Source organism: Nonomuraea sp. NPDC048881 (genome assembly GCF_040649795.1).
GTDB lineage: Bacteria > Actinomycetota > Actinomycetes > Streptosporangiales > Streptosporangiaceae > Nonomuraea.
The window spans coordinates 385,610-406,275 of record NZ_JBEZGC010000003.1; the positions used below are offsets into that span (position 1 = coordinate 385,610).

23 protein-coding genes are annotated in these 20,666 nt (G+C 72.7%); 12 read left to right on the forward strand and 11 right to left on the reverse strand.

The window, feature by feature from the left end; translation table 11 throughout:
• Positions 1-46 precede the first annotated feature (46 nt).
• Positions 47-808, forward strand: a complete 762-nt coding sequence (locus AB0C33_RS12655) for a hypothetical protein (RefSeq protein WP_358286614.1) — start codon at positions 47-49, stop codon at positions 806-808.
• A 43-nt stretch (positions 809-851) separates the two neighbouring features.
• A complete protein-coding gene (locus tag AB0C33_RS12660; RefSeq protein ID WP_358286616.1) occupies positions 852-1,724 on the forward strand; it encodes a DUF2268 domain-containing putative Zn-dependent protease in 873 nt (290 codons plus the stop codon).
• Here AB0C33_RS12660 and AB0C33_RS12665 read toward each other — a convergent pair.
• Both AB0C33_RS12665 and AB0C33_RS12670 read right to left on the reverse strand, forming a co-directional pair.
• On the reverse strand, positions 1,694-2,332 hold the full coding sequence (locus AB0C33_RS12665) for a response regulator transcription factor (protein WP_352350739.1): 639 nt from the start codon (positions 2,330-2,332) through the stop codon (positions 1,694-1,696). The genes AB0C33_RS12660 and AB0C33_RS12665 overlap by 31 nt on opposite strands.
• 156 nt (positions 2,333-2,488) lie before the next feature.
• Complete coding sequence (locus AB0C33_RS12670) at positions 2,489-3,796, reverse strand: histidine kinase (protein WP_358286618.1); 1,308 nt, start codon at positions 3,794-3,796, stop codon at positions 2,489-2,491.
• Positions 3,797-3,940: 144 nt separating this feature from the next.
• Between AB0C33_RS12670 and AB0C33_RS12675 the strand changes: the two genes are divergently transcribed.
• Both AB0C33_RS12675 and AB0C33_RS12680 read left to right on the forward strand, forming a co-directional pair.
• Positions 3,941-4,504: an ATP-dependent Clp protease proteolytic subunit gene (locus AB0C33_RS12675; protein WP_357975757.1), complete on the forward strand. Its 564-nt coding sequence runs from the start codon at positions 3,941-3,943 to the stop codon at positions 4,502-4,504.
• Between the two features lie 2 nt (positions 4,505-4,506).
• Positions 4,507-5,124 (forward strand): ATP-dependent Clp protease proteolytic subunit, encoded by a 618-nt coding sequence (locus tag AB0C33_RS12680; RefSeq protein WP_358286620.1) that lies wholly within the window; start codon positions 4,507-4,509, stop codon positions 5,122-5,124.
• A gap of 327 nt (positions 5,125-5,451) precedes the next feature.
• On the opposite strand, the gene AB0C33_RS12685 is transcribed toward AB0C33_RS12680, so the two are convergent.
• The 3 genes from AB0C33_RS12685 to AB0C33_RS12695 all read right to left on the reverse strand — a co-directional run bounded on the left by AB0C33_RS12685 (position 5,452) and on the right by AB0C33_RS12695 (position 6,915).
• Positions 5,452-5,718, reverse strand: a complete 267-nt coding sequence (locus AB0C33_RS12685; RefSeq protein ID WP_358286622.1) for a DUF3817 domain-containing protein — start codon at positions 5,716-5,718, stop codon at positions 5,452-5,454.
• A 2-nt stretch (positions 5,719-5,720) separates the two neighbouring features.
• The gene (locus AB0C33_RS12690; RefSeq protein WP_358286624.1) at positions 5,721-6,218 is read right to left on the reverse strand and encodes a hypothetical protein; all 498 of its coding nucleotides are present in this window, start codon (positions 6,216-6,218) and stop codon (positions 5,721-5,723) included.
• Between the two features lie 268 nt (positions 6,219-6,486).
• Complete coding sequence (locus AB0C33_RS12695) at positions 6,487-6,915, reverse strand: MarR family winged helix-turn-helix transcriptional regulator (protein WP_358286626.1); 429 nt, start codon at positions 6,913-6,915, stop codon at positions 6,487-6,489.
• Positions 6,916-7,113: 198 nt separating this feature from the next.
• On the opposite strand from AB0C33_RS12695, the gene AB0C33_RS12700 reads away from it, so the two are divergent.
• Positions 7,114-7,875, forward strand: coding sequence for a TSUP family transporter (locus tag AB0C33_RS12700; RefSeq protein ID WP_358286627.1), 762 nt, complete (start codon positions 7,114-7,116; stop codon positions 7,873-7,875).
• 47 nt (positions 7,876-7,922) lie between these two features.
• On the opposite strand, the gene AB0C33_RS12705 is transcribed toward AB0C33_RS12700, so the two are convergent.
• Both AB0C33_RS12705 and AB0C33_RS12710 read right to left on the reverse strand, forming a co-directional pair.
• Entirely contained in the window at positions 7,923-9,044 is a 1,122-nt protein-coding gene (locus tag AB0C33_RS12705) for an MFS transporter (RefSeq protein ID WP_358286629.1), read from the reverse strand.
• A complete protein-coding gene (locus AB0C33_RS12710) occupies positions 9,041-9,793 on the reverse strand; it encodes a DeoR/GlpR family DNA-binding transcription regulator (RefSeq protein WP_358286631.1) in 753 nt (250 codons plus the stop codon). The genes AB0C33_RS12705 and AB0C33_RS12710 overlap by 4 nt, the downstream gene beginning before the upstream one ends.
• A 44-nt stretch (positions 9,794-9,837) precedes the next feature.
• Between AB0C33_RS12710 and AB0C33_RS12715 the strand changes: the two genes are divergently transcribed.
• Genes AB0C33_RS12715 through AB0C33_RS12725 form a run of 3 tightly spaced genes read left to right on the forward strand, consistent with a single transcriptional unit; the run spans position 9,838 to position 11,729 of the window.
• Positions 9,838-10,809 carry a YafY family protein gene (locus AB0C33_RS12715; protein WP_358286633.1) on the forward strand — a complete coding sequence of 324 codons (972 nt, stop codon included), beginning with the start codon at positions 9,838-9,840 and terminating at the stop codon, positions 10,807-10,809.
• A gap of 59 nt (positions 10,810-10,868) precedes the next feature.
• Positions 10,869-11,477: a LysE family translocator gene (locus tag AB0C33_RS12720; RefSeq protein ID WP_358286635.1), complete on the forward strand. Its 609-nt coding sequence runs from the start codon at positions 10,869-10,871 to the stop codon at positions 11,475-11,477.
• A gap of 39 nt (positions 11,478-11,516) precedes the next feature.
• On the forward strand, positions 11,517-11,729 hold the full coding sequence (locus AB0C33_RS12725; RefSeq protein ID WP_358286636.1) for a hypothetical protein: 213 nt from the start codon (positions 11,517-11,519) through the stop codon (positions 11,727-11,729).
• On the opposite strand, the gene AB0C33_RS12730 is transcribed toward AB0C33_RS12725, so the two are convergent.
• Both AB0C33_RS12730 and AB0C33_RS12735 read right to left on the reverse strand, forming a co-directional pair.
• Positions 11,730-12,155, reverse strand: a complete 426-nt coding sequence (locus tag AB0C33_RS12730; RefSeq protein ID WP_358286638.1) for an SRPBCC domain-containing protein — start codon at positions 12,153-12,155, stop codon at positions 11,730-11,732.
• Positions 12,152-12,487, reverse strand: coding sequence for a metalloregulator ArsR/SmtB family transcription factor (locus tag AB0C33_RS12735; protein WP_358287563.1), 336 nt, complete (start codon positions 12,485-12,487; stop codon positions 12,152-12,154). Before AB0C33_RS12735 ends, AB0C33_RS12730 begins: the two co-directional genes overlap by 4 nt.
• 65 nt (positions 12,488-12,552) lie before the next feature.
• Between AB0C33_RS12735 and AB0C33_RS12740 the strand changes: the two genes are divergently transcribed.
• Both AB0C33_RS12740 and AB0C33_RS12745 read left to right on the forward strand, forming a co-directional pair.
• Complete coding sequence (locus AB0C33_RS12740) at positions 12,553-12,894, forward strand: VOC family protein (RefSeq protein WP_358286640.1); 342 nt, start codon at positions 12,553-12,555, stop codon at positions 12,892-12,894.
• A 36-nt stretch (positions 12,895-12,930) separates the two neighbouring features.
• A complete protein-coding gene (locus AB0C33_RS12745; RefSeq protein WP_358286642.1) occupies positions 12,931-13,509 on the forward strand; it encodes a CGNR zinc finger domain-containing protein in 579 nt (192 codons plus the stop codon).
• 41 nt (positions 13,510-13,550) lie between these two features.
• Here the strand turns inward: AB0C33_RS12745 and AB0C33_RS12750 are convergent, their stop codons facing one another.
• Positions 13,551-14,312, reverse strand: coding sequence for an SDR family oxidoreductase (locus tag AB0C33_RS12750; RefSeq protein ID WP_358286644.1), 762 nt, complete (start codon positions 14,310-14,312; stop codon positions 13,551-13,553).
• A gap of 139 nt (positions 14,313-14,451) precedes the next feature.
• Between AB0C33_RS12750 and AB0C33_RS12755 the strand changes: the two genes are divergently transcribed.
• Positions 14,452-16,749: an ATP-binding domain-containing protein gene (locus tag AB0C33_RS12755; RefSeq protein WP_358286645.1), complete on the forward strand. Its 2,298-nt coding sequence runs from the start codon at positions 14,452-14,454 to the stop codon at positions 16,747-16,749.
• 72 nt (positions 16,750-16,821) lie between these two features.
• On the opposite strand, the gene AB0C33_RS12760 is transcribed toward AB0C33_RS12755, so the two are convergent.
• Complete coding sequence (locus AB0C33_RS12760; protein ID WP_358286647.1) at positions 16,822-17,274, reverse strand: MarR family transcriptional regulator; 453 nt, start codon at positions 17,272-17,274, stop codon at positions 16,822-16,824.
• A 97-nt stretch (positions 17,275-17,371) separates the two neighbouring features.
• Between AB0C33_RS12760 and AB0C33_RS12765 the strand changes: the two genes are divergently transcribed.
• Complete coding sequence (locus tag AB0C33_RS12765) at positions 17,372-20,605, forward strand: efflux RND transporter permease subunit (RefSeq protein WP_358286649.1); 3,234 nt, start codon at positions 17,372-17,374, stop codon at positions 20,603-20,605.
• The last annotated feature ends 61 nt before the right edge of the window (positions 20,606-20,666 follow it).

Consider the following 20,666-nt stretch of genomic DNA (forward strand, 5'->3'; position numbering starts at 1 on the left):
CCACCAAACGCGCCGCGAACGTGCACGACGCCACGTCTGTGCTTTCATGGCAAACGTGGCAAGTCCCCTGCAGTACGGTGATCCGCCCCAGCTGGGGCGCTACGTCGTGCAGGCCCGCCTGCACACGGCTCCGGCCGGGTTCGTCTACCTGGGACAGGGACCCGACGGGCGCGCGGTGTCGCTGGCCGTGCTCACCCGGGGCGCCGCCCTCGACGCGGCGGCGCGCGACCGGTTCCTGACCGCGATCAAGGAGGCGCCGGGGCGGTCCGGCGGGCGCGGGTGGCTGGGGCTCGGCCGGGCGCGCGCCTCGGTGCTCGACGGGACGCCCGAGGTGCTCGACGTGCACGACGGGCCGGCGCCGTGGGTGGCGGTGCCGTACGCGCCGGGGCAGCCGGGGGCCGAACGGTTCCTGGACCCGGTCATGGTGGGCGGGACGTTCATCGGGCAGGCGCACGGGCCGGACTTCGTGCCGTACTGGCTGACCGACCGCGCGCCCGCGCTGCCGGGGCCGCTGGCGCGGCGGCTGCCGCTGACCGAGACGCGGCGGCGGGTGCTGCTGGCCGCGCTGGCGCTGGCGCTGCTGCTGGTGCTGGTCACGACGATCCTGCTGTTGCTGCTGTTCGGCAGGCGCGACAGCGAGCCGATGCCCCGGCAGCTCCCGCCGACGGTGTTCGTGCCCACGCCGCCGCCCACGCCCGCCACGCCGGTGCCGGAGCCCTCGCCGTCGCAGTCGCCGTCGCCGACGCGCACCGGCCCCGGCACGCCGGGGCAGTCGCCGGGCGACGAACTGGGCGAGTCGCCGCTTTAACGCGCTTGAGCCTCACGTTACGTGAGGCTTTAGCGTCCGCGGCATGGAGTTCATCGTTCACGACACGCTCACGACCATGGCGGAGCTGCTCGCCCGGCCGCTCGCCGACCGGCCCGAGGCGCTGCGGGAGATGCTGGCGCCGATCCGGCCGGCGATCCCGGTGCCCGGCCACATCGTCGACATCCACCACCAGGGCGGCGGCTTCCGCGTCGACGCCGAGGACGCCCGTTACCTGCCCGCCGTCCGGGCCATGATCGAGGCCGACGTGCTCGGCCAGGTGCGCAGGGAGCTGGAGCGCGCCTCCCACGCGCTGAAGGAGGCCAGGCAGGCCTCCTCGCTGCAGGTGATGTTCGTGCTCGGCGACCCCGACAACGAGCACCTGATGAGGATCAGCGGCGGCTACTACGGGATGGGCGGCTCGCCCGGCTGGCTGTACCTGCTGGGCTGGCCGTCGGAGGAGGTCATCGGCCGGATCGCGCACTGCGCGGTGCACGAGTTCCACCACAACGTGCGCTACACCAACGTCGAGTGGGACCCGCGGAAGGTCACCGTGGGCGAGCACGTGGTGGCCGAGGGGCTGGCCGAGGCGTTCGTCCGGGAGCTGTCCGGCCCGCAGGCCATGGGGCCCTGGTCGCGGATGGTGACCGGGGAGGAGCTGGAACGCGCCCACGGGCTGATCATGGACGCGTTCTACCTGGAGGGCATGGGGAACACCCCGGCGTACGTGCTGGGCGACAGCGCCATGCGGCGCTTCGGCCAGGAACCCCGCGGCATCCCCGACATGGCGGGGTACGCGGTGGGGTTGCGGCTGGTGGACCGCGCCCTGGCCGCGAAGGGGCTGAGCGCCGCCGAGGCCACCCTGCTGCCGGCCGCGCAGCTGCTCGATCAGCTGGGGGAGACGAACCCGGACTCGTAGGCGGCGATCACGGCCTGGGTGCGGTCGCGCGCGCCCAGCTTGGCCAGGACGTTGCCGACGTGCGTCTTGACGGTCTCCTGGCTGACGACCAGCTCGGCGGCGATCTCGGTGTTGGACATGCCCCTGGTCATCAGCCGCAGAACGTCGCCCTCGCGGCCGGTGAGCCGGTCGATGCCCGGCACGTGGGCGCGCGGGCGGCGGCCGGCCAGGGTGCGGATCGCGGCCGGGAACAGCAGCGACTCCCCGGCCGCCACCAGCCTGATCGCCTGGATCAGGTCGTCCGGTCTGGTGCGTTTGAGCAGGAAGCCGCTCGCTCCGGCGCGCAGGGCGTCGTAGACGTGGTCGTCGTTCTCGAACGTGGTCACGACCAGGACCTTGGGCGGGTCGTCGAGCGTCACCAGCCGGCGGGTGGCCTGGATGCCGTCCATGGCGGGCATGCGGACGTCCATCAGCACGACGTCGGGGCGCTCGCGGCGGACGACCGGCAGGACCGCGGCGCCGTCCCCGGCCTCGCCGACCACGCGCAGGCCGGGCTCGGCGTCGATGATGACGCGCAGCCCGGCGCGGATGAGGTCCTCGTCGTCGGCGATCACGACCTTGAGTGTCATGCCCCTGACCGTAGCGGCACCTGGGTGGGGAGGTTTCGCGGGTGTCCTGGGCTGACGGCGGCGGGGCCTGTCCCGGGGGCGAGCCGCCTGGAGGGGATCAGCGGGGGCCCGTCTTGGGAGGGAGCCGTCTGGAGGGGATCAGCCGGGGTGCGGGGGTCATGGGCTCGGGCGCAGGGGGAGGCGGACCGAGACCGTCCAGCCGTCCTCGTCGGGGCCGGCGCGCAGGTCGCCGCGGAGCAGGCGTACCCGTTCGCGCATGCCGTCAACGCCCCGGCCGCCGCCCCGCCTGCGCCTCCCACCGTGCCTCTCACCGTGCCTCCCGCTGGCGTTGCTGACCTCCAGCCGCAGGTCCTCGCCCTGGACGGCGGCGGCCAGCCGGACCGTGCCGCCGCCGTGCCGGATCGCGTTGGTCAGCGCCTCCTGCAGGATGCGGTACGCCTCCCTGGAGACGACGGCGGGCACGCCGGACAGGTCGCCCACGTCCTGCCGCACCTCGGCGCCGGAGCCCGCCACCAGGGCCGGGAGGTCGGCCAACGTCGCCTGCGGCGCCCGCCGCCCCTCCTCGCCGTCCTCCCGGTGGCCCTCGCGGCGCCCCTCCCGCCCGTCCTCGCCTGCATCGGCGCCTGCATCGTCGCGCCCGTCCGCGCGGGCGTCCGCGCGGCCGTCCTCGCGCAGGACGCCGAGCACGTGGTCGAGGTCCTCCAGTGCGGCGCGGGCCGACTGCTCGATGGCCGCCAGCGCGGTCCTGGCGGTGGCCGGGTCGCGGTCGAGGACGCGTCCGGCCGCGGCGGCCTGCAGGGTGACGACGCTGAGCGCGTGCCCGACCGAGTCGTGCAGCTCGCGGGCCAGCCGGTTGCGTTCGGCCAGCGTACGGGCGTGATCTTCGGCGGCGGCCAGCCGCTCGGCGGGGGTGGGGCCGAGCAGCGGGGGAGCCAGGGCGGCCAGCAGCGCGCCCGCGCCCGCCGCGCCCGCCACCAGCAGCGCCAGCGCCCCCACGCCCGCCGCCGCCCACAGCACGGACGGCCACCCCGGCTCGGCCGTGAGGCCCAGCACCGGCATCGGCTCCCCGATGAACGGCAGCGCCATCGTGAACATCGTGAACGGCACCACCGCCAGCGTGAACCCGCTCACCACGCCGCCCACCGCCAGATGCAGCGTGAACCACGCGGCGGTGCGCCGCCGTTCCTGCCACGACCGGCGGGCCTGCCGCGGCGGGGTCTCCACGCGGGCCCCGAGCAGCCCCTGGGCGGCGTTCACCTCCAGCGCGCGCACCGGCAGGAACAGCCCGGTCACCGCCACCACCGGCAGCACCGCGACGAACACCCCGACCTGGATCGGCATCAGCAGGTCGGGCGACGCGCCGCGCCACAACCCGGCGACCAGCACCCCGGCCATCATGTACGGCATCAGCAGCGCCCCGCCCAGGATGAGGCACGCCCAACGGCGGGGGAGGTTCCTTCTCACATCCGGGATTGTATGTCGATACTTTTTCGCGCTGGGAGTAATGCGCCTTGAGTGAAATGCGCCCCCAGCGAAAATAGGCCGGAATTCACCGCCGCCGGGTCTAGCGTTTTTCGCAGAATTAGTTTCGGCAGAAAGGCGACGTCAATGACGGAGACCCAGCGCGCGGCCTGGCCTGACCAGCTCAGTCAGCGCCTGCTGAAGGAACGCATCGTGGTGCTCGGCCAGGAGGTCGACGACGAGATTTGCAACCGGCTCTGCGGTGAGCTGCTTTTGCTGGCAGCCGAAGACCCTAATCGGGACATAACGCTCTACATCAATTCGCCGGGCGGCTCCGTGACGGCCGGCATGGCGCTCTACGACATGATGCAGTTCGTCCCGTGCGACGTGGCGACGGTGGCGATGGGCTTCGCCGCCTCCATGGGCCAGCTCCTGCTGACCGCCGGGGCGCCGGGCAAGCGTTACGCCCTGCCCAACGCCCGCATCGTCATGCACCAGCCGCTGGGCGGCATCGGCGGCTCGGCCAGCGACATCCAGATCCAGGCCGACAACATGCTCTACACCAAGCGCAGGATGGCCGAGATCATCGCCCACCACACCGGCCAGCCGCTCGAGCGCATCCAGGCCGACTCCGACCGCGACCGGTGGTTCACCGCCCAGCAGGCGCTGGAGTACGGGTTCGTGGACCACATCGCCGAAGGGATGAACTGACCATGAGCGGTCGCTACGTGCTGCCCTCCTTCACCGAGCGCACCTCCTACGGGGTGCGGGAGATGAACCCGTACAACAAGCTGTTCGAGGACCGGGTGGTGTTCATCGGCGCCCCGATCGACGACACGGTGGCCAACGACGTCATGGCCCAGCTCCTCACGCTGGAGTCGCTCGATCCCGACCAGGACATCAACATGTACATCAACTCGCCGGGCGGGTCGTTCACCGCGATGGCGGCCATCTACGACACGATGCAGTTCGTCCGGCCGGAGATCCACACGGTCTGCATCGGGGAGGCGTCCTCGGCGGCGGCCGTCCTGCTCGCGGCGGGCACGCCGGGCAAGCGGGCGGCCCTGCCGCACGCACGCGTCCTGCTCCACCAGCCGGCCACGGAGGGCGGCCGGGGGCAGTCGAGCGACCTGGAGATCCACGCCAGGGAGATCGTACGGATGCGTGACCAGCAGGAGGAGATCCTGGCCCGGCACACCGGGCGCGGGGTGCTGGAGATCAGGAAGGACATCGAGCGCGACCGCATCTTCACCGCCGAGCAGGCGCGCAGCTACCGGCTGATCGACGACATCTACGCCTCCAGGAAACGCCCCCTGGCCGCCGCCCACTGACCTACGGCCCGGGCCTGGTCCGGGCCCAGGCCCGCTGGTCCCCCTGGGCCCGCTGGCCTGTCCGGTGCCGGCCTGCCCGTTGGTCTCGTCGGGGCCCTGCGGGTGGCTGCCTGGGCTCGTGCGGGCTGGCCTGTCGCTGGTCTCCCCGGCTCTCTGTGGGCTGGGTTGCCTGTGCCTCGTGCCCGCTGGTTAGCCTGTGCCTCCTGCGGGCTGGTCTGCCCGGGACCCTTCGGGTCGCCCGGCCGTGGTCCTGCCTGGACCGCGGGATCGGCGTCCTGCTTGGGGCTCGGCCTGCTGGCCTCCTTGGGGCCCTACCCGAGCCCGGGATCATCCCTCCCGGCCGTCCGGTACGGCGCGCAGGCGTCGCAGGGCCAGCAGCCCGCCGACCCCGGGGACGAACGCGCTCCAGCGCGCCCCGGGCGTGCTTTGCGCCCTGGGTGTCATGGCCGCCGTGGCGATGACGATGAGGTAGGCCATGCCGTGCAGCGGGCCGGCGTAGGTCGTGATCGCCTTGGCGTGCACGGTGAGCAGGTTGGTCAGCAGAACCGCCAGCGTGACGGCCTCGGCGGCGGCGGCGATGCGCAGGGTCAGCACGCTCAGGCTCCCGTCTGCTCGCCCGGACGCACGATCATGAGCACGACGACGGCCGCCCACAGCAGGTTGTAGACGCCGGTGAGCATCGTCAGCGTACGGAGTCGGCGGCCGTCGTCGGGGGCGTCGAGGGCCTGGCGCTGGCGGGGGTGGATCTGGGTGGCCAGCAGGGCGCCCGCGACGGCGGTGAGGATCATCGCCACGATGATCCAGGTCTGCCCCATCCGTCCCTGCACACTGGCCAGCACGATCCCGGCCAACGGGACGATCAACCCGAACGCGGCGTAACCACCGGTGATGCGGTGCAGCGCAGCGGCTACGGCGGCACTGCGCTCCGCGCCGGCAGCTTTGGCAGAGCCGGTGGCCGTGGCAGAGCCGGTGGTGGTGATGGGCGTCGTGGATGCGACGGGGGCGTAACGGGGGAACAAGCTCGACGCGACCGCCGAACCGCCGACGAACACGATCCCCGCCAGCACGTGGATGGACAACAGGACATGATTCATGGATCGCCTCCAACCTTCAGGGTGACTGAAGCCTAGCGAAACCTTCAGCCACCCTGAAAGTCGCCCTGTCATTCGGGACTACGGCGCACCCGCGCCTTCGCCTTCGCCTTCTAGGCCATCGCGGCGCTGGCCGAAGGGCTGGCCGCCTACGTGCTCACTGGCGTCACCTCCGCGACCACCGCCCGCGAGCAGGTGCTGGCGGCCGTCGCAGGGCTCCACCGCTGAAGCGGCGACGGAGGGGGCGGAGGCCGGGCGGTGGGGGAAGAGGTCAGGGAGTGGGGAAGGCGGTGCGGATCGCTTCGCCCACCTGTTGGTGGATCGGGTCGGCGTCGGGGCCGAAGAGGCGTTCGTCGACCTTGGTGATGGCCTGGGCGGCCTCCCGCAGGAGGCGTTGCCCCTCGGGGGTGAGCTCGATGGTCGAGGCCGACCCCGCCCGCGCCGTACGGTCGCGCACCAGCCCCGCCTGGGCGAGCCCCTTGACCGCCGCGTGCACGCTCTGCACCGAGATGCCCGACATGCGGGCCAGGTCGCTGAAGGACGCGCCGGGCACCCCGGCGATGTGTCCCAGCAGCCCCAGGCGGCTGATCGTCAGCTCAAGCGGCGCCAGCTCGGCGGAGAGCTCCGTCTCGACCCGCCGCGCCAGCGTGAGCACCACGATGGAGGTGCTCGACGCGGGCGGTCCGTTCTCGATCGTCACCGGTCCAGTCTCGTCTATCCGGCCGGGACGGCGCCCGCCGGTCACCCGCGCGGCGGGTAGACGGTGTGCAGGAGATCGTGCCGGGGGTGAAGGGGGCGGGGGGTGAAGGGCATGGGGGGGTGAGGGGGTGGCCTGCGGTGGATGGTTGGAGGGGGGCTGTAGTCTTCTGGGCGTTTCCTGGGGGAGTGGGGGAGCGGCGTGCCGCTGGAGCAGGTTGTGGTGTTGCTGGCGGCCGCGGCAGGCGCCGGATGGGTCGACGCCGTCGTGGGCGGCGGCGGGCTGGTGCAGCTGCCGGCGTTGCTGATGACCGGCATGCCGCCCGTCCAGGCCATGGCGACCAACAAGTTCTCCTCGGTGTTCGGCACGGCCTCGGCCGCCGTGGCGTACGCGCGCTCCACCAAGATCGACCGTCAGGTGGCGTTACCGGGTGCGGCGCTGGCCGTGGTGAGCGCCGGGCTGGGCGCGTGGGCGGCGGCGGCGATCTCGGCCGACGTGTTGCGCCCGGCCGTGATGGTGGTGCTGCTCGGCGTGGCGGCGTTCGTCACGTTGCGTCCTTCGATGGGCGCCCTGCCGCAGCCGCACCTGCGGACCGACGGCCGGGTGGTGGCGGCGGTGGCCGCGGCGGGCGTGGGCATCGCCTTCTACGACGGCATCATGGGGCCGGGCACCGGCACCTTCCTCATCATCGCCTTCACCACCATCCTCGGCCTGGACTTCGTCGCCGCCTCCGCCTCGGCGAAGATCATCAACGTGGGCACCAACCTCGGGGCGCTGGCGGTGTTCGGGCTGCAGGGCCACGTGCAGTGGGCGCTCGGGCTCGGCATGGCGCTGTGCAACGTGGCCGGCGCCCAGCTCGGCGCCAGGATGGCGATCAGGCGCGGCACGGCGTTCGTCCGGGTCGTGCTGTTGTGCGTGGTGGTGGCGATGGTGATCAGGCTCGGCTGGCAGCAGTTCGGCTGATCCCCGGCACGCCGCTGGTCCCCGGCACGCCGCCCGCGATCGGACGCCTAAGACCGCAGGGCGGGGGCCGTCAGGGCGACGAAGGCCGCCATCAGCGCCGGTACGGCCAGCGCCCGCGGCAACCCGGCGAGCTGGGCCACCGCCCCGATGATCACCGGCCCCGACAGGAACCCCAGGTACCCCACGGACGCCACCCGCGCCAGCGCCCGCCCGGCGAAGGCCGGGTCCCGATGCCCGGCGGCCGAGAACACCTGCGGCACGATGCATGACAACCCCGCCCCGAAGCAGCCGAACCCCACCACCCCGGCCACCGGCCCCCCGCCGAGCAGCGCCAGCCCGAGTCCCGCCGCCGCCAGCAGCCCGCAGCACCGCACCAGCGCCACCGGCCCGAACCGGGCGGCCAGCCGGTCGCCCGCCAGCCGCCCCGCGGTCATCGCGATCGAGAACGCGGCGTACCCGGCGGCGGCGAACCCCGCCGAGGAGGCCAGGTTCTCGCGCAGGTAGACCGAGCTCCAGTCGGCCGCCGCGCCCTCGCCCACCAGGCAGCAGAAGGCCAGCACGCCGAGGAACAGGATGCCCTTGGGCCGTCCGGACCCCGAGCCGCCGGCCGGCAGGGGAGCGGGCGTCGAGCGCAGCGCCCACCGCCAGGCCCACACCGCCAGCACGGCGATCACCGCCCCCACGCACCCGAAGGTCACCGACGGCGGCAGCCCGGCCTGCGCGAACAGCCCGCCCGTGGTGGCCCCGGCGAACCCGCCGACGCTGTAGACGGCGTGGAAGGACGACATCACCGGCCGACCGCAGGCGCGCTCCACCTCGACGGCGTTGGCGTTCATGGACACGTCCAGGACGCCGTGGACGATCCCGAAGACCAGCAGCGCGGCGGCCAGCGCGCCCAGGCCGGGGGCGAAGGCGGGCGGCACCAGCACCACGCCCTGCAACAGGGCCGCCGGGATCATGACGCGGCTGCTGCCGTACCGGTCCACCAGGCGGCCTACGGTCGTCATGCCCGCCACGGCGCCCGCGGCGATGGCCAGCAGCGCCAGGCTGAGCCGTCCCGCGTCGAGCCCGAGGGCCTCCTTGATGGCGGGGATGCGGGCCGTCCAGGTGCCGATGGCCAGGCCGGCCAGGAAGAACAGCAAGTAGACGGCCGTCCGTTCGCGTCTCATCCGGCCTCCTTGACGTCCACCCCGGCCGCGAGGAGCGCGTCACGCTGCTCGGGCGGCACGCCCTCGTCGGTCACCACGACGTCCAGGCGGGAGATCGGGCAGACCGCGCCGAAGGCCGTGCGGGAGAACTTGCCCGAGTCGCAGGCCACGATCACCCGCCGGGCGGCGGCGATGGCCGCCCGTTTGACCGCGACCTCGGGCAGGTCGTGCGCGGTCAGGCCGTGCTCGGCCGACAGGCCGCAGCAACCGATCACCGCGGTGTCGAAGCGCAGCGCCGCGATCGAGCTCTCGGCGAGCGGGCCGGTGACGTTCAGCTCGCCCTTGCGGACCTCGCCGCCGGGCAGCACCAGGCGCACCCGCGGCGCGGCGGCCAGCAGCGAGACGGCCTGCAACGCCAGCGGCAGCACGGTCAGCCGCCGCCCGGTCAGGGCGCGGGCCACCTCCAGCACGGTGGTGCCGCCGTCCAGGACGACCGCCTCCCCGTCGGCGATCAGCGCCGCGACCCGGACGCCGATGCGCCGCTTGGCCTCCACCGCCTCCCGCTCGCGCACCCCGAACGGCGGCTCCTCGCCGCGCAGCAGCAGGGACAGCGCCCCGCCCCTGACCCGGCGGACCACGCCCTGCTGGGCCAGCTCGTCCAGGTCGCGCCGGATCGTCATCTCCGACACGCCGTGCCGCTCGGCGAGCTCGGTCACCAAGACGCTGTCCTGGGCGCGCAGGGCGTTCATGATGGCGGTCAAACGTTCCATCTGTTCATACAAACACCGAAAATGTGCGCAATACAATGACGAATATGCGTGCCAGCCGCCTGCTCTCCCTCCTCCTGCTGCTGCAGACGCGGGGCCGGATGACCGCGCCCGAGCTGGCCGCCGAGCTGGAGGTGTCGATCCGCACGGTCTACCGGGACGTCGAGGCCCTGTCGGCGGCCGGCGTCCCGGTCTACGCCGACCGCGGACCGGCGGGCGGCTACCAGCTCCTGGACGGCTACCGCACCCGCCTGACCGGGCTGACGGCCGAGGAGGCGTCCTCGCTGTTCCTGGCCGGGCTGCCGGGACCGGCCGCCGAGCTGGGGCTGGCCGACGTCGCGGCGACCGCGGAGCTGAAACTGCTGGCCGCGCTGCCGCCCGAGCCGCGCTCGCACGCCTCGCGCATGCGCGAGCGTTTCCTGCTGGACGTGCCCAGCTGGTACCGCTCGGCCGACGACGTGCCGCACCTGAGCGACGTGGCCGAGGCGGTGTGGGAGCAGCGGCCGCTGCACATGACCTACCGCCGGTGGGGGCAGCGGGAGGTCGACCGGGTGATCCACCCGTACGGGCTGGTGCTCAAGGGCGGCTCCTGGTACCTGGTCGCCGCCCCGCCCGAGGGCTCGCCGCGCACCTACCGGGTCTCGCGCATCCTCACCGTCGAGCAGCTCCCGGGCCGGTTCCGCAGGCCGGAGGGGTTCGAGCTGGCGGCGTTCTGGCGGGCGTACGCCAAGGAGTTCCGCGAGCGCATGTACACCGCCGAGGCCGTCATCAGGCTGGCGCCCGGCCGGGAGGACCTGCTGGCGTACACGATGGGGTCCGACGTGGTCGCGGCGGCGCTGGCCGCGGCGGGCGAGCCCGACCCCGAGGGCTGGCGGACGCTCACCGTGCCGGTCGAGTCGCTCACCCACGCGCGCTGGCTGCTGCTGCGCATGGGCGCCGACGTCGAGGTGCTGGAGCCGGCCGAGCTGCGGGCGCTGATGGCCGAGGCGGTGGCCGGCCTCGGCAAGCTGTACCTCTAGATCAACTAGCCAGGATAAATCGCGAGAAAAAGGCCGCCTTCTCTGTCAGCATGCCCAGCATGTACCTTCTGGCTTTCGTCGGCGCGTGCTTCCTGGTGGCCATGGCCCCCGGCGTGAGCACCGCCGTCATCCTGCGTCAGACGCTCCGCTCCCGCGGCTCCGGCCTGGCCGCCGCGCTGGGCAACGAGACCGGCATCCTGCTGTGGGGGCTGGCCGCCGCGTTCGGGCTGTCGGCGCTGCTGATGGCCTCGCAGGTCGCCTACGACGTCATGCGCGTCACGGGCGCGGTCGTGCTGGTGGTGATGGGCGCGCAGGCGCTGTGGAACGCGCGCCGGGGCACCCCGCCGGTGGAGGTCGAGGCGGTGGCCGGCCTGCGCGGGTCCTACCTGTCGGGGCTCGGCACCTGCCTGGCCAATCCCAAGGCCGCGGTGTTCGCGATGTCGTTCCTGCCGCCGTTCGTGCCGGCCGGGCAGAACGTGCCGCTGACGCTGGTGACCCTCGCCGTCGTCTGGGTGCTGGTGGACACCGTCTGGTACGGCCTGCTCATCTGGACCGTCGCCAGGGCCAGGGACTTCCTCGGCCGCCCGGCCGTCAGGCGCCGCCTGGAGCAGATCTCCGGCGTCGTGCTCATCGGCCTCGGCGTCCGCCTGGTCCTGGACGCGCGATGACCCGCTGAGCGGCGGGAGATCGTGGACTACCGTTAGGGCATGACCAACGACCTGGCGTCCCTGATGAGGCAGGCGCAGGACGACGATCCGCTGCTGGCCCTGCACGCCACCACCGCGCTGCGGCGCGAGATCGAGCGCCTGGAGGCCGTCCAGGTGCGCCGGGCCAGGGTGGCGGGCCTGCCCTGGTCGCAGATCGCCGACGCGATCGGCGTCAGCAAGCAGGCCGTGCACAAGAAGTACGGCCGCCGCTGATCACGCCCGCGTCCATCGGGCGGCGAACCAGCCCAGCACGATGTTCCAGGAGTAGCCGCGGCGGATGCGCCCGGCCACGTCCGGCGGCAGAGTGTCCAGGCCGCGGTGTTCGAGCAGCACCCGCGTGCCGTCCTCGACCGCGGTGAAGGCCACCTCGATCTCCATCCGGCCGCCCGGGTTGAGCAGGTCGGCCCAGACCAGGCGGCGGGGCGGCTCCCAGTGCACGATCCGGCCCAGGTCGGCGTGGCCGCCGTCGTCCCACAGCTCGCGCAGGTAGCCGTCCTGGAAGCGGATGGCCACCGCGCGGGCGGGATCGACCCAGCTGTGGCGGCCGCGCACGTACCACTGGTCGATCTCGTCGGTGAACATCCGGAACGCGGTCGCCGGATCGACCGGCACGACGACCACCGCCCGCACCGTGCTCACCGCCCGCGCTCCACGTGGTCCTTGAACGAGCCGAGCTGCTCGGCCCAGAACGCCTGCACCTGGTCCAGCCACGCCTGCAGCGCCGCGAACGGCTCCTGGCGCAGGGTGTAGAGCCGCAGCCGGGCGTCCTCGCCGCCCGCCTCCGCCCGCACCAGGCCGCCGGCCCGCAACACGCGCAGGTGCCTGCTGAGCGCGGGGGCGCTCATCCGCACCGCCTGGGCCAGCTCGCCGGCCGGGCGCGGGCCCTCGCGCAGCAGGTCGATCACCTTGCGCCGGGTGGGGTCGGCGAGGGCGGCCAGCGTGGCGTCCAGGTCGTTAACGTCGTTGTTAATCTTTGCCTGCTTCCGTTATGGTGTTGATGCTTAACGATAACGGCAATTGTTGCGGGGAGACGTGCATGAGTGTCCAGCTGGGTTACTACACCCTGTCGGTCGAGGACCTGGAACGGGCGGCGGCCTTCTACGGGCCGCTGTTCGGCTGGGAGTTCAGGCGCGAGCACGAGCGCTACCTGCACGTCACCAACACCGACGTGCCGATGGGCCTGCGCGCCGGCGGCCGGTCCGCGCAGCCCAACCTCTACTACCACGTCGAGGACATCGACGCCGCCGTCGAGCGGGTGCGCGAGCTCGGCGGCACGACGGGCGAGGTGTACGAGAGCAAGTCCGGCCGCGGCTGCTCCTGCACCGACGACCAGGGCACCGAGATCAGCCTGTGGCAGCCCGCCCCCGGCTTCGAGTGACCCTCGCCGACCTCACTGCCTAGGTAGGCTTCGCCGGTGACGACAGACGTGTGGCGCATCACCGGCCAGTCCCAGATAGACAGTTATGTCGGTAGGTGGGTGGATCTGGCCGTGCTGCTGGTCAACGAACTGGCCGTCACCCAGGTGCGTGGTCGTCCCGCCGGGCCGCCGGCCGACCGGCGCGCCGCCCTCGACGCCGCCTTCGTCCAGCATGGATGGACCCCCAGCAGGGCGCTGACCGGCGCCGACGCCGACCGGCTCGCCGAGGTGGCCGACGAGCTCCGGCCCGCCTTCACCGCGAGCCCCGCCGCGCCGGCCGCGCTGAACCGGGCCCTGCTGCGGCACGGCGCCGTGCCCAACCTGCACGGCGACCCACCGGTCCTGGCCTTCCACGGGCCCGCCGCCGGCCTGGTGGACGCGTGGGCGGCCGACACGGCCACCGCGCTGGCCATGGTGATCGGCGTCGGCCAGGGGGTGCGGCTGCGCACGTGCGAGGCGGCGGCGTGCGAGCTGGTCTTCTTCGACGCCACCCGCAACGCCTCGCGCCGGTTCTGCGGCCTGTCGTGCCAGAACCGCGCCAAGGCCAGCGCCTACCGCGCCCGCCGCCGCACCTGATCTACAACGTAAAGGCGTCGGGACCGGGCCGGCCACCACCGTCAGTGCACGGAGAAGCCGCCGTCGACGAAGAGCAGCTGGCCGGTGACGAACGCCGAGGCGTCCCCCGCCAGGAACACCGCCGCGCCCGCGAAGTCGCCGGGCACGCCGTTGCGGCCGGTCATGTGCCGGGCGGCCAACTCCTCGACGCGGCCGGGGACGGCCTGGGCGGGCTCGGTGAGGGGGGTGAGCACGAATCCGGGGATGATCGTGTTGACGCAGACGCCGTGGGCCGACCACGCCTCGGCCTGCGAGCGGGTGAGACCGGCGACGGCGGCCTTGGCCGCGCCGTACACGCCGCTGTGGCCGAAGGCGCTGATGGACTGCTGGGAGCCGACGTTGATGATGCGGCCCCGGCCGCGCGCGGCCATGCGGGGGCCGAAGTGCTGGCCGAGCAGGTAGGGGGCGGTCAGGTGCACGGCGATGGTCTGCTCGTAGTCGCCGGGGGTGAGCTCGGCCATGGGTTTGCGGATGTTGTTGCCGGCGGCGTTGACCAGGATGTCGATCTCTCCGGCGGCGGCGCACAGGCGGGCCAGGTCGTCCCGGTCGTGCAGGTCGGCGCTGACGGCGGAGGTGGTGACGCCGTGGGCGCGCAGCCGCTCGGCGGCCCGGTCGAGCTCGGCGGGCCTGCGGGCGGCGAGGACGACCTCGGCTCCGGCCCGGCCGATCGCCTCGGCCATGGCCAGGCCGATGCCGGAGCTGCCGCCGGTGACGAGCGCGCGGCGGCCGTGCAGGGAGAACAGGTCGCGTAGATAGTCCGACACGACCGCTCAAGCTAGCACCAGCCGCGGGAACGCGGACGGGCGGCGTCGGTTGCCGGAACGGCGAAGGAGGGCTAGGCTCGTGAGCTCGACAATACGAGAAGCGGCTCCATAGAGCTCCCGTAAAGGAGTATAGCAGGGAATGGCTAATCGTCAAGATGGTCTCGCGGAAGCCCTTGACAGCGAGCAGCGTACGGTCCGGTGGCTGTACGCCAGGCTCGACGCGGCCAGGGAGCGGGCGCAGGCGACGCTGCGCCAGGTGTACGCCGGCGGCGGCGCGCTGGGCACCCGGCAGGCGCGGGTCGAGCGCGAGGTGACCGCCTCCGAGCAGGCGCGGCGGCTGGCCCAGCTCAACGCGGTCGAGCGCGGCCTGTGCTTCGGCCGGATCGACGACTCCGGCGGCGTCAGCACGTACGTCGGCCGGATCGGGCTGCGCGACGAGGACCACGAGTCGGTGCTGATCGACTGGCGGGCCCCGGCCGCGCGCCCGTTCTACGTGGCCACCGCCACCGACCCGGGCGGCCTGGTGCGGCGCCGCCATCTGCACCTGAAGGACCGCACGGTGGTCGGCATCGACGACGAGGTGTTCGACCTGGACGGCATGTCCGACGGCGACCGGCGCACGCTGGTGGGGGAGGCGGCGCTGCTGGCGGCGTTGCGGCGCGGCCGTACCGGCCGGATGGGCGACGTGGTGGCCACGATCCAGATCGAGCAGGACCGGGTGATCAGGGCGGGCCTGCAGGGGGCGCTGGTGGTGCAGGGCGGGCCGGGCACCGGCAAGACCGTCGCGGCGCTGCACCGGGCCGCCTACCTGCTCTACACCCACCGCGACACGCTGGAGCGGCGCGGGGTGCTGGTGGTGGGGCCCAACCCGATGTTCCTGCGCTACATCGGGCAGGTGCTGCCGGCGCTGGGGGAGACGCAGGTGGTGATGGCCACGGTGGGCGAGCTGTTCCCGGGGGTGCGGGCGGTGGCGGCCGATCCGCCGGCGGCCGCGGTGGTCAAGGGAGACCTGCGGATGGCCGAGGTGGTGGCCGCGGCGGTGGCCGACCGGCAGCGGGTGCCCGCGGGCGATCTGGAGGTGGAGCTCGACGGGCTGCGGCTGCGCGTGCCGCACGCGGTGTGCGTGCGGCTGCGCGATCGGGCGCGGGCGGTGCGCCTGCCGCACAACATGGCCCGCAAGCTGTACGTCACCGAGCTGCTGAAGGAGCTGGCCAGGGCGGAGGCGCGGGCGCTGGAGGAGTCGCTGCACCTGGAGGAGCTGGCGGTCGACGACCCGGAGCTGGCCGAGCCGCTGGACCTGGAGGGCGATCTGGACGAGACGGACATCGCGCTGGCGGCCGAGCGGCTGTGGGGGGAGGAGCCGGTGCGGCGCGCGGTGGCCGAGCTGTGGCCGGAGCTGACGCCGCAGGAGCTGGTCGCCGATCTGCTGTCCGCGCCGGACACGTTGTGGTCGGTGTGCCCGCCGGGCCTGGACTGGACGCCGCTGGTGCGGCCCCGCGAGTCGCCGTGGACGGTCGGCGACGTGCCGCTGCTGGACGAGGCGGCCGAGCTGCTGGGCCACGACGACTCGGCCGACCGGGTGGCGGCGCGGCGGGCGGGGGAGGAGTGGGCCGAGCAGGAGTTGTACGCGCGCGAGGTGCTGGAGACCACCGGCCTGCTGGAGGAGGGCGTCTTCGACCGGGCCGACGTGCTGGCCGAGCGGCAGGCCGACGACGGCGCGGGGCTGACGACGGCCGAGCGGGCGGCGGCCGACCGCACGTGGGCGTACGGGCACGTGATCGTGGACGAGGCGCAGGAGTTGTCGCCGATGGCCTGGCGGACGGTGGTGCGGCGGGTCCCGGCGCGGTCGCTGACCGTGGTGGGCGATTTGGCCCAGACGGGGTCGGCGGCGGGGGCGCGCTCGTGGGCGCAGGTGCTCGATCCGTACCTGGAGGGGCGCTGGCGGGAGGAGCGGCTGCTGGTCAACTACCGCACGCCGGTGGAGATCATGCGGGTGGCGGCCGACGTGCTGGCGGCGGTGGCGCCGGGGCAGGAGCCGCCGGAGTCGGTGCGGGACGGCGGCGACGAGCCGCGCGCGGTGCGGGCGGCGGTGGCCGAGCTGCCGGCGCTGGTGGCGGCGGAGCGGGCCGAGCTGGGCGCGCGGGGCGAGGGCGGCCGGTTGGGGGTCATCACCCCCGACGGGCTGCACGCGCGGGTGGCGGCCCTGTTCCCGGGGTCGGCGGACCTGGACGCGCCGGTGGTGGTGCTGACGGTGACGCAGGCCAAGGGCCTGGAGTTCGACGGGGTGGTGGTGGTCGATCCGGCGGGGATCCTGGAGCAGTCGCCGATGGGCGGCCACGACCTGTACGTGGCGGTGACGCGGGCGACGCGGCGGCTGACGGTGGCCCATGAGGGCGAGCTGCCGTCGATGTTGTCCCGCTTGAGATCTACAATGTAAAGCTGCTGGGCTGGTGACATTCCCTCGTAAGTCATCGGAAAAACGGCGACGATCGGGAGCGCCCCGGGCGGGTCATTCGTTGTAGAGCTTGTCCGCGACTTCGCGGATGCGGCGGGTGGCGTGGTCGAGGGCACGCAGGGTCTCGGTGTCGAGGTGGGACATGATGCGCTTGTAGTGTCTGAGGCCCGCGTCGTTGATCTCGGCGATCAGGGTGGCGCCGGCGGGGGTGAGCTCGACCCGGCGCACCCGGCGGTCGTTGGGGTCTTCGTGCCGGCTGACCAGGTCCTGGGCGACCAGGCGGTCGACGATGCCGGTGACGGTGGCGAGGCTGACGCCGAGGGTGTGGGCGAGGTCCTGGCCCGAGGCCGAGCCGTGCGTCGACAGCTGCATGACGACGCGGAGCTGCCGGATGGTGAGGTTGGAGCTGAACAGGGGGGACTGTTGCTGGGTGAACAGTCTTCCCAGGTCGCGCTGTGTCTCGGTGATCCGGCGGATCAGGTCTTCGCGGTCGTCGCTCACGCTCACCTCTCGCTTCCTGAGAAGGTTATCAGGAAAGCTGGATCAGGCTAAATATTCGTATAAGGCAAAGTGTTAGTCTGGGGCGAACTTTGGAGGGGAGCCTATGACCGCTTTCGCCCGGTTGAGTCTGGTCAACCGCAGTCTTGTGATCTTGGTGGCGGTCGTGATCACCGCGTTCGGCGCGTTCACGATTCCGCAGTTGAAGCAGCAGCTCCTGCCGTCGTTGGCGTTCCCGGGCGCGTTCGTCATCGCGCCCTTCCCCGGCGCCTCGCCGGAGATCGTCGAAGACCAGGTGACGAAGCCGATCGAGGACTCCTTCCAGGGGATCCCCGGCATGGAGCAGATGACCTCCACGTCGAAGGAGGGCATGGCCCAGATCCAGGTGGCCTTCGAGTACGGCACCGACATCGAGGCCTCGCTGAACAAGATGCAGCAGGCCGTCGCCAGGATCACGCTCCCGCAGGGCGTCGACCCGCAGGTGGTGGCGGGCAACACCGACGACATCCCGGTGCTGGTGCTGGCGGTGGGCGACGGCGGCGACGAGCGGGCGATGGCCGACAAGCTGCGCCGGATCATGGTGCCGGAGTTGCAGAGCGTGGAGGGGGTGCGCGAGGCGGCGGTCACCGGCACCCGTGACGAGGTCGTCACGATCGAGCCGGACGTCAAGAAGATGGCGCTGGCCGGGGTGTCGGCGGCGCAGATCCCCGAGGTGCTCAAGGCGAACGGCACGCCGATCCCGGCCGGGTCGCTGACCTCCGACGGCAGGTCGCTGACCGTGCAGGTGGGGTCGCGGGTCGACTCGCTGGAGAAGCTGAAGAACCTCTACCTGACCCCCGCGCAGCCCGCCCAGCAGCAGGCCCAGTCCCCGGCCCAGACGCCGGGGCAGGCGCAGGGCCGTCCGCAGGCCGGGCAGCCGGCCCAGACGGGCCGGGCGGCGCTGCCGCAGCAGGTGGCGCGGCCCAAGCCGCTCAAGCCGGTCAAGCTCGGTGACGTGGCCGAGATCAGGCGCGGCCTGGCCGACGCCTCGACGATCACCCGTACCGACGGCAAGACGAGCCTCGGCGTGTCGGTGACGATGACGCCCGACGGCAACGCGGTGACGATCTCCCACGAGATCCGCGAGAAGCTGCCGGAGCTGACGCGGTCGCTGGGCGACTCCTCCGACACGCAGGTGTCGGTGGTGTTCGACCAGGCGCCGTACGTGGAGGAGTCGATCGAGAACCTGACCACCGAGGGCCTGCTGGGGCTGGCGTTCGCGGTGCTGGTCATCCTGGTGTTCCTGCTGTCGGTGCGTTCGACGCTGGTGACGGCGGTGTCGATCCCGCTGTCGGTGGTGATCGCGCTGCTGGCGCTGTGGGCGGGTGACTACTCGCTCAACATGCTGACGCTGGGCGCGCTGACGATCGCGGTGGGCCGGGTGGTCGACGACTCGATCGTGGTGCTGGAGAACATCAAGCGCCATCTGGGTTACGGCGAGGCCAAGCTGCAGGCGATCCTGACCGCGGTGCGGGAGGTGTCGGGGGCGGTGACGGCCTCGACGCTGACGACGGTGGCGGTGTTCGCGCCGATCGCGATCGTGGGCGGCATGGTCGGTGAGTTGTTCCGGCCGTTCGCGGTGACGGTGGCGGTGGCGTTGCTGGCCTCGCTGGTGGTGTCGCTGACGGTGGTGCCGGTGCTGGCGTACTGGTTCCTCAAGGCGCCGTCGTTGTCGCCGGAGCAGGCTCGGGCCCAGCGTGAGGAGGCCGAGGCCAAGGAGCTGCGCAGCCCGTTGCAGCGGGCGTACCTGCCGGTGCTGCGGTTCGCCACGCGGTTCAAGCTGGTGACGGTGCTGATCGGGGTGGCGGTGTTCGTCGGGACGATGGGCCTGGCGGGCGGTCTGCGGACGAACTTCCTGGACTCCTCCGGGCAGAACACGATCTCGCTGACGCAGAAGATGCCGGTCGGCACCGATCTGGCCACGACGGACAAGGCGGCCAAGAAGGTCGAGGGCGTGCTGTCGGGGCTGGCCGGTGTGGAGACGTACCAGGTCAACGTGGGTGGCGGCAACGCCATGCAGGGCGGCGTGGGCGGTGGCGCGGACCGGGCGTCGTTCTCGGTGACGGTCAAGGACGGCGCCGAGCCGGCGACGGTGGAGCAGCAGCTTCGCGAGAAGATCACGGGTCTGTCCGGGGTCGGTGAGGTGACGGTCGGCGGCGCCGGCGGGGGCGGGTTCTCCTCCGACGCGGTGAGCGTGATCGTGCAGGCGCCCGACGCCGAGTCGCTGCGCACGGCGACCGAGGCGGTCAAGGGTGCGATGGGCCAGGTGAAGGGTCTGCGTGACCTGTCGTCGAACCTGGAGGCCAGCGCGCCGCGCATCGAGGTCGCGGTGGACCGGGAGAAGGCGGCGGCCAAGGGGCTGTCGGAGGGTCAGGTCGGCCAGGCGGTGGCGCAGGCGTTCCGCGGCGCGCCGCTGGGTCAGATCACCCTGGACGGCCGCAGCAGCGACCTGGTGCTGCGCGGGGGCGATGCGCCCGAGGACGTCAAGGCGATCGAGGACCTGAAGCTGCCGACGGCCGCGGGGCTGGTGAAGTTGTCGTCGGTGGCCAAGGTGGAGCAGGTGGCCGGTCCGACGCAGGTGACCAGGATCGACGGTGAGCGTTCGGCGACGGTGTCGGGCAAGGTGGAGGCGTCGGATCTGGGCACGGTCACCCAGGAGCTGACGACGAAGATGAAGTCGGTGGCGCTGGGCGCCGGCGCCCGGTACGAGATCGGCGGCGCCTCGGCCGACCAGGCGGACGCGTTCTCCGACCTGGGCATGGCGATGCTGGCGGCGATCGCGATCGTGTTCATGATCATGGTGGCGACGTTCCGGAGCTTCGTCCAGCCGCTGATCCTGCTGGTGTCGATCCCGTTCGCGGCGACCGGCGCGGTGGGTCTGCTGGTGGCGACCGACACGGCGATGGGCGTGCCGGCGTTGATCGGCATGCTGATGCTGATCGGCATCGTGGTGACGAACGCGATCGTGCTGATCGACCTGATCAACCAGTACCGGGATCAGGGGCTGGGCGTGGTCGAGGCGGTGATCGAGGGCGGCCGGCGCAGGTTGCGGCCGATCCTGATGACGGCGGTGGCCACGATCTGCGCGCTGACGCCGATGGCGCTGGGGGTGACCGGGTCGGGCGGGTTCATCTCGCAGCCGCTGGCGATCGTGGTGATCGGCGGCCTGGTGTCCTCGACGCTTCTGACGCTGGTGCTGGTTCCGACGTTGTACACGGTGGTGGAGCGGGTGAAGGAGCGGATGGGGCGCAAGCCGTCCGCGCCCAAGCACGAGGCCAAGGTCCTCACGCCGACGTCGTGAGCGGAGCACCCCGGCGCCGACCTCATGCGGCGCCGGGGCCGGGTGGGGTCGTGGATGCCCG

What these genes read in the sequence shown, in the direction of transcription:
- AB0C33_RS12655 (WP_358286614.1), top strand. Translation starts at nt 47, where the DNA reads ATGGCAAACGTGGCAAGTCCCCTGCAGTACGGTGATCCGCCCCAGCTG.
- AB0C33_RS12660 (WP_358286616.1), top strand. Translation starts at nt 852, where the DNA reads ATGGAGTTCATCGTTCACGACACGCTCACGACCATGGCGGAGCTGCTC.
- AB0C33_RS12665 (WP_352350739.1), bottom strand. Translation starts at nt 2,332, where the DNA reads ATGACACTCAAGGTCGTGATCGCCGACGACGAGGACCTCATCCGCGCC.
- AB0C33_RS12675 (WP_357975757.1), top strand. Translation starts at nt 3,941, where the DNA reads ATGACGGAGACCCAGCGCGCGGCCTGGCCTGACCAGCTCAGTCAGCGC.
- AB0C33_RS12680 (WP_358286620.1), top strand. Translation starts at nt 4,507, where the DNA reads ATGAGCGGTCGCTACGTGCTGCCCTCCTTCACCGAGCGCACCTCCTAC.
- AB0C33_RS12690 (WP_358286624.1), bottom strand. Translation starts at nt 6,218, where the DNA reads ATGAATCATGTCCTGTTGTCCATCCACGTGCTGGCGGGGATCGTGTTC.
- AB0C33_RS12705 (WP_358286629.1), bottom strand. Translation starts at nt 9,044, where the DNA reads ATGAGACGCGAACGGACGGCCGTCTACTTGCTGTTCTTCCTGGCCGGC.
- AB0C33_RS12710 (WP_358286631.1), bottom strand. Translation starts at nt 9,793, where the DNA reads ATGGAACGTTTGACCGCCATCATGAACGCCCTGCGCGCCCAGGACAGC.
- AB0C33_RS12715 (WP_358286633.1), top strand. Translation starts at nt 9,838, where the DNA reads ATGCGTGCCAGCCGCCTGCTCTCCCTCCTCCTGCTGCTGCAGACGCGG.
- AB0C33_RS12720 (WP_358286635.1), top strand. Translation starts at nt 10,869, where the DNA reads ATGTACCTTCTGGCTTTCGTCGGCGCGTGCTTCCTGGTGGCCATGGCC.
- AB0C33_RS12725 (WP_358286636.1), top strand. Translation starts at nt 11,517, where the DNA reads ATGACCAACGACCTGGCGTCCCTGATGAGGCAGGCGCAGGACGACGAT.
- AB0C33_RS12740 (WP_358286640.1), top strand. Translation starts at nt 12,553, where the DNA reads ATGAGTGTCCAGCTGGGTTACTACACCCTGTCGGTCGAGGACCTGGAA.
- AB0C33_RS12755 (WP_358286645.1), top strand. Translation starts at nt 14,452, where the DNA reads ATGGCTAATCGTCAAGATGGTCTCGCGGAAGCCCTTGACAGCGAGCAG.
- AB0C33_RS12765 (WP_358286649.1), top strand. Translation starts at nt 17,372, where the DNA reads ATGACCGCTTTCGCCCGGTTGAGTCTGGTCAACCGCAGTCTTGTGATC.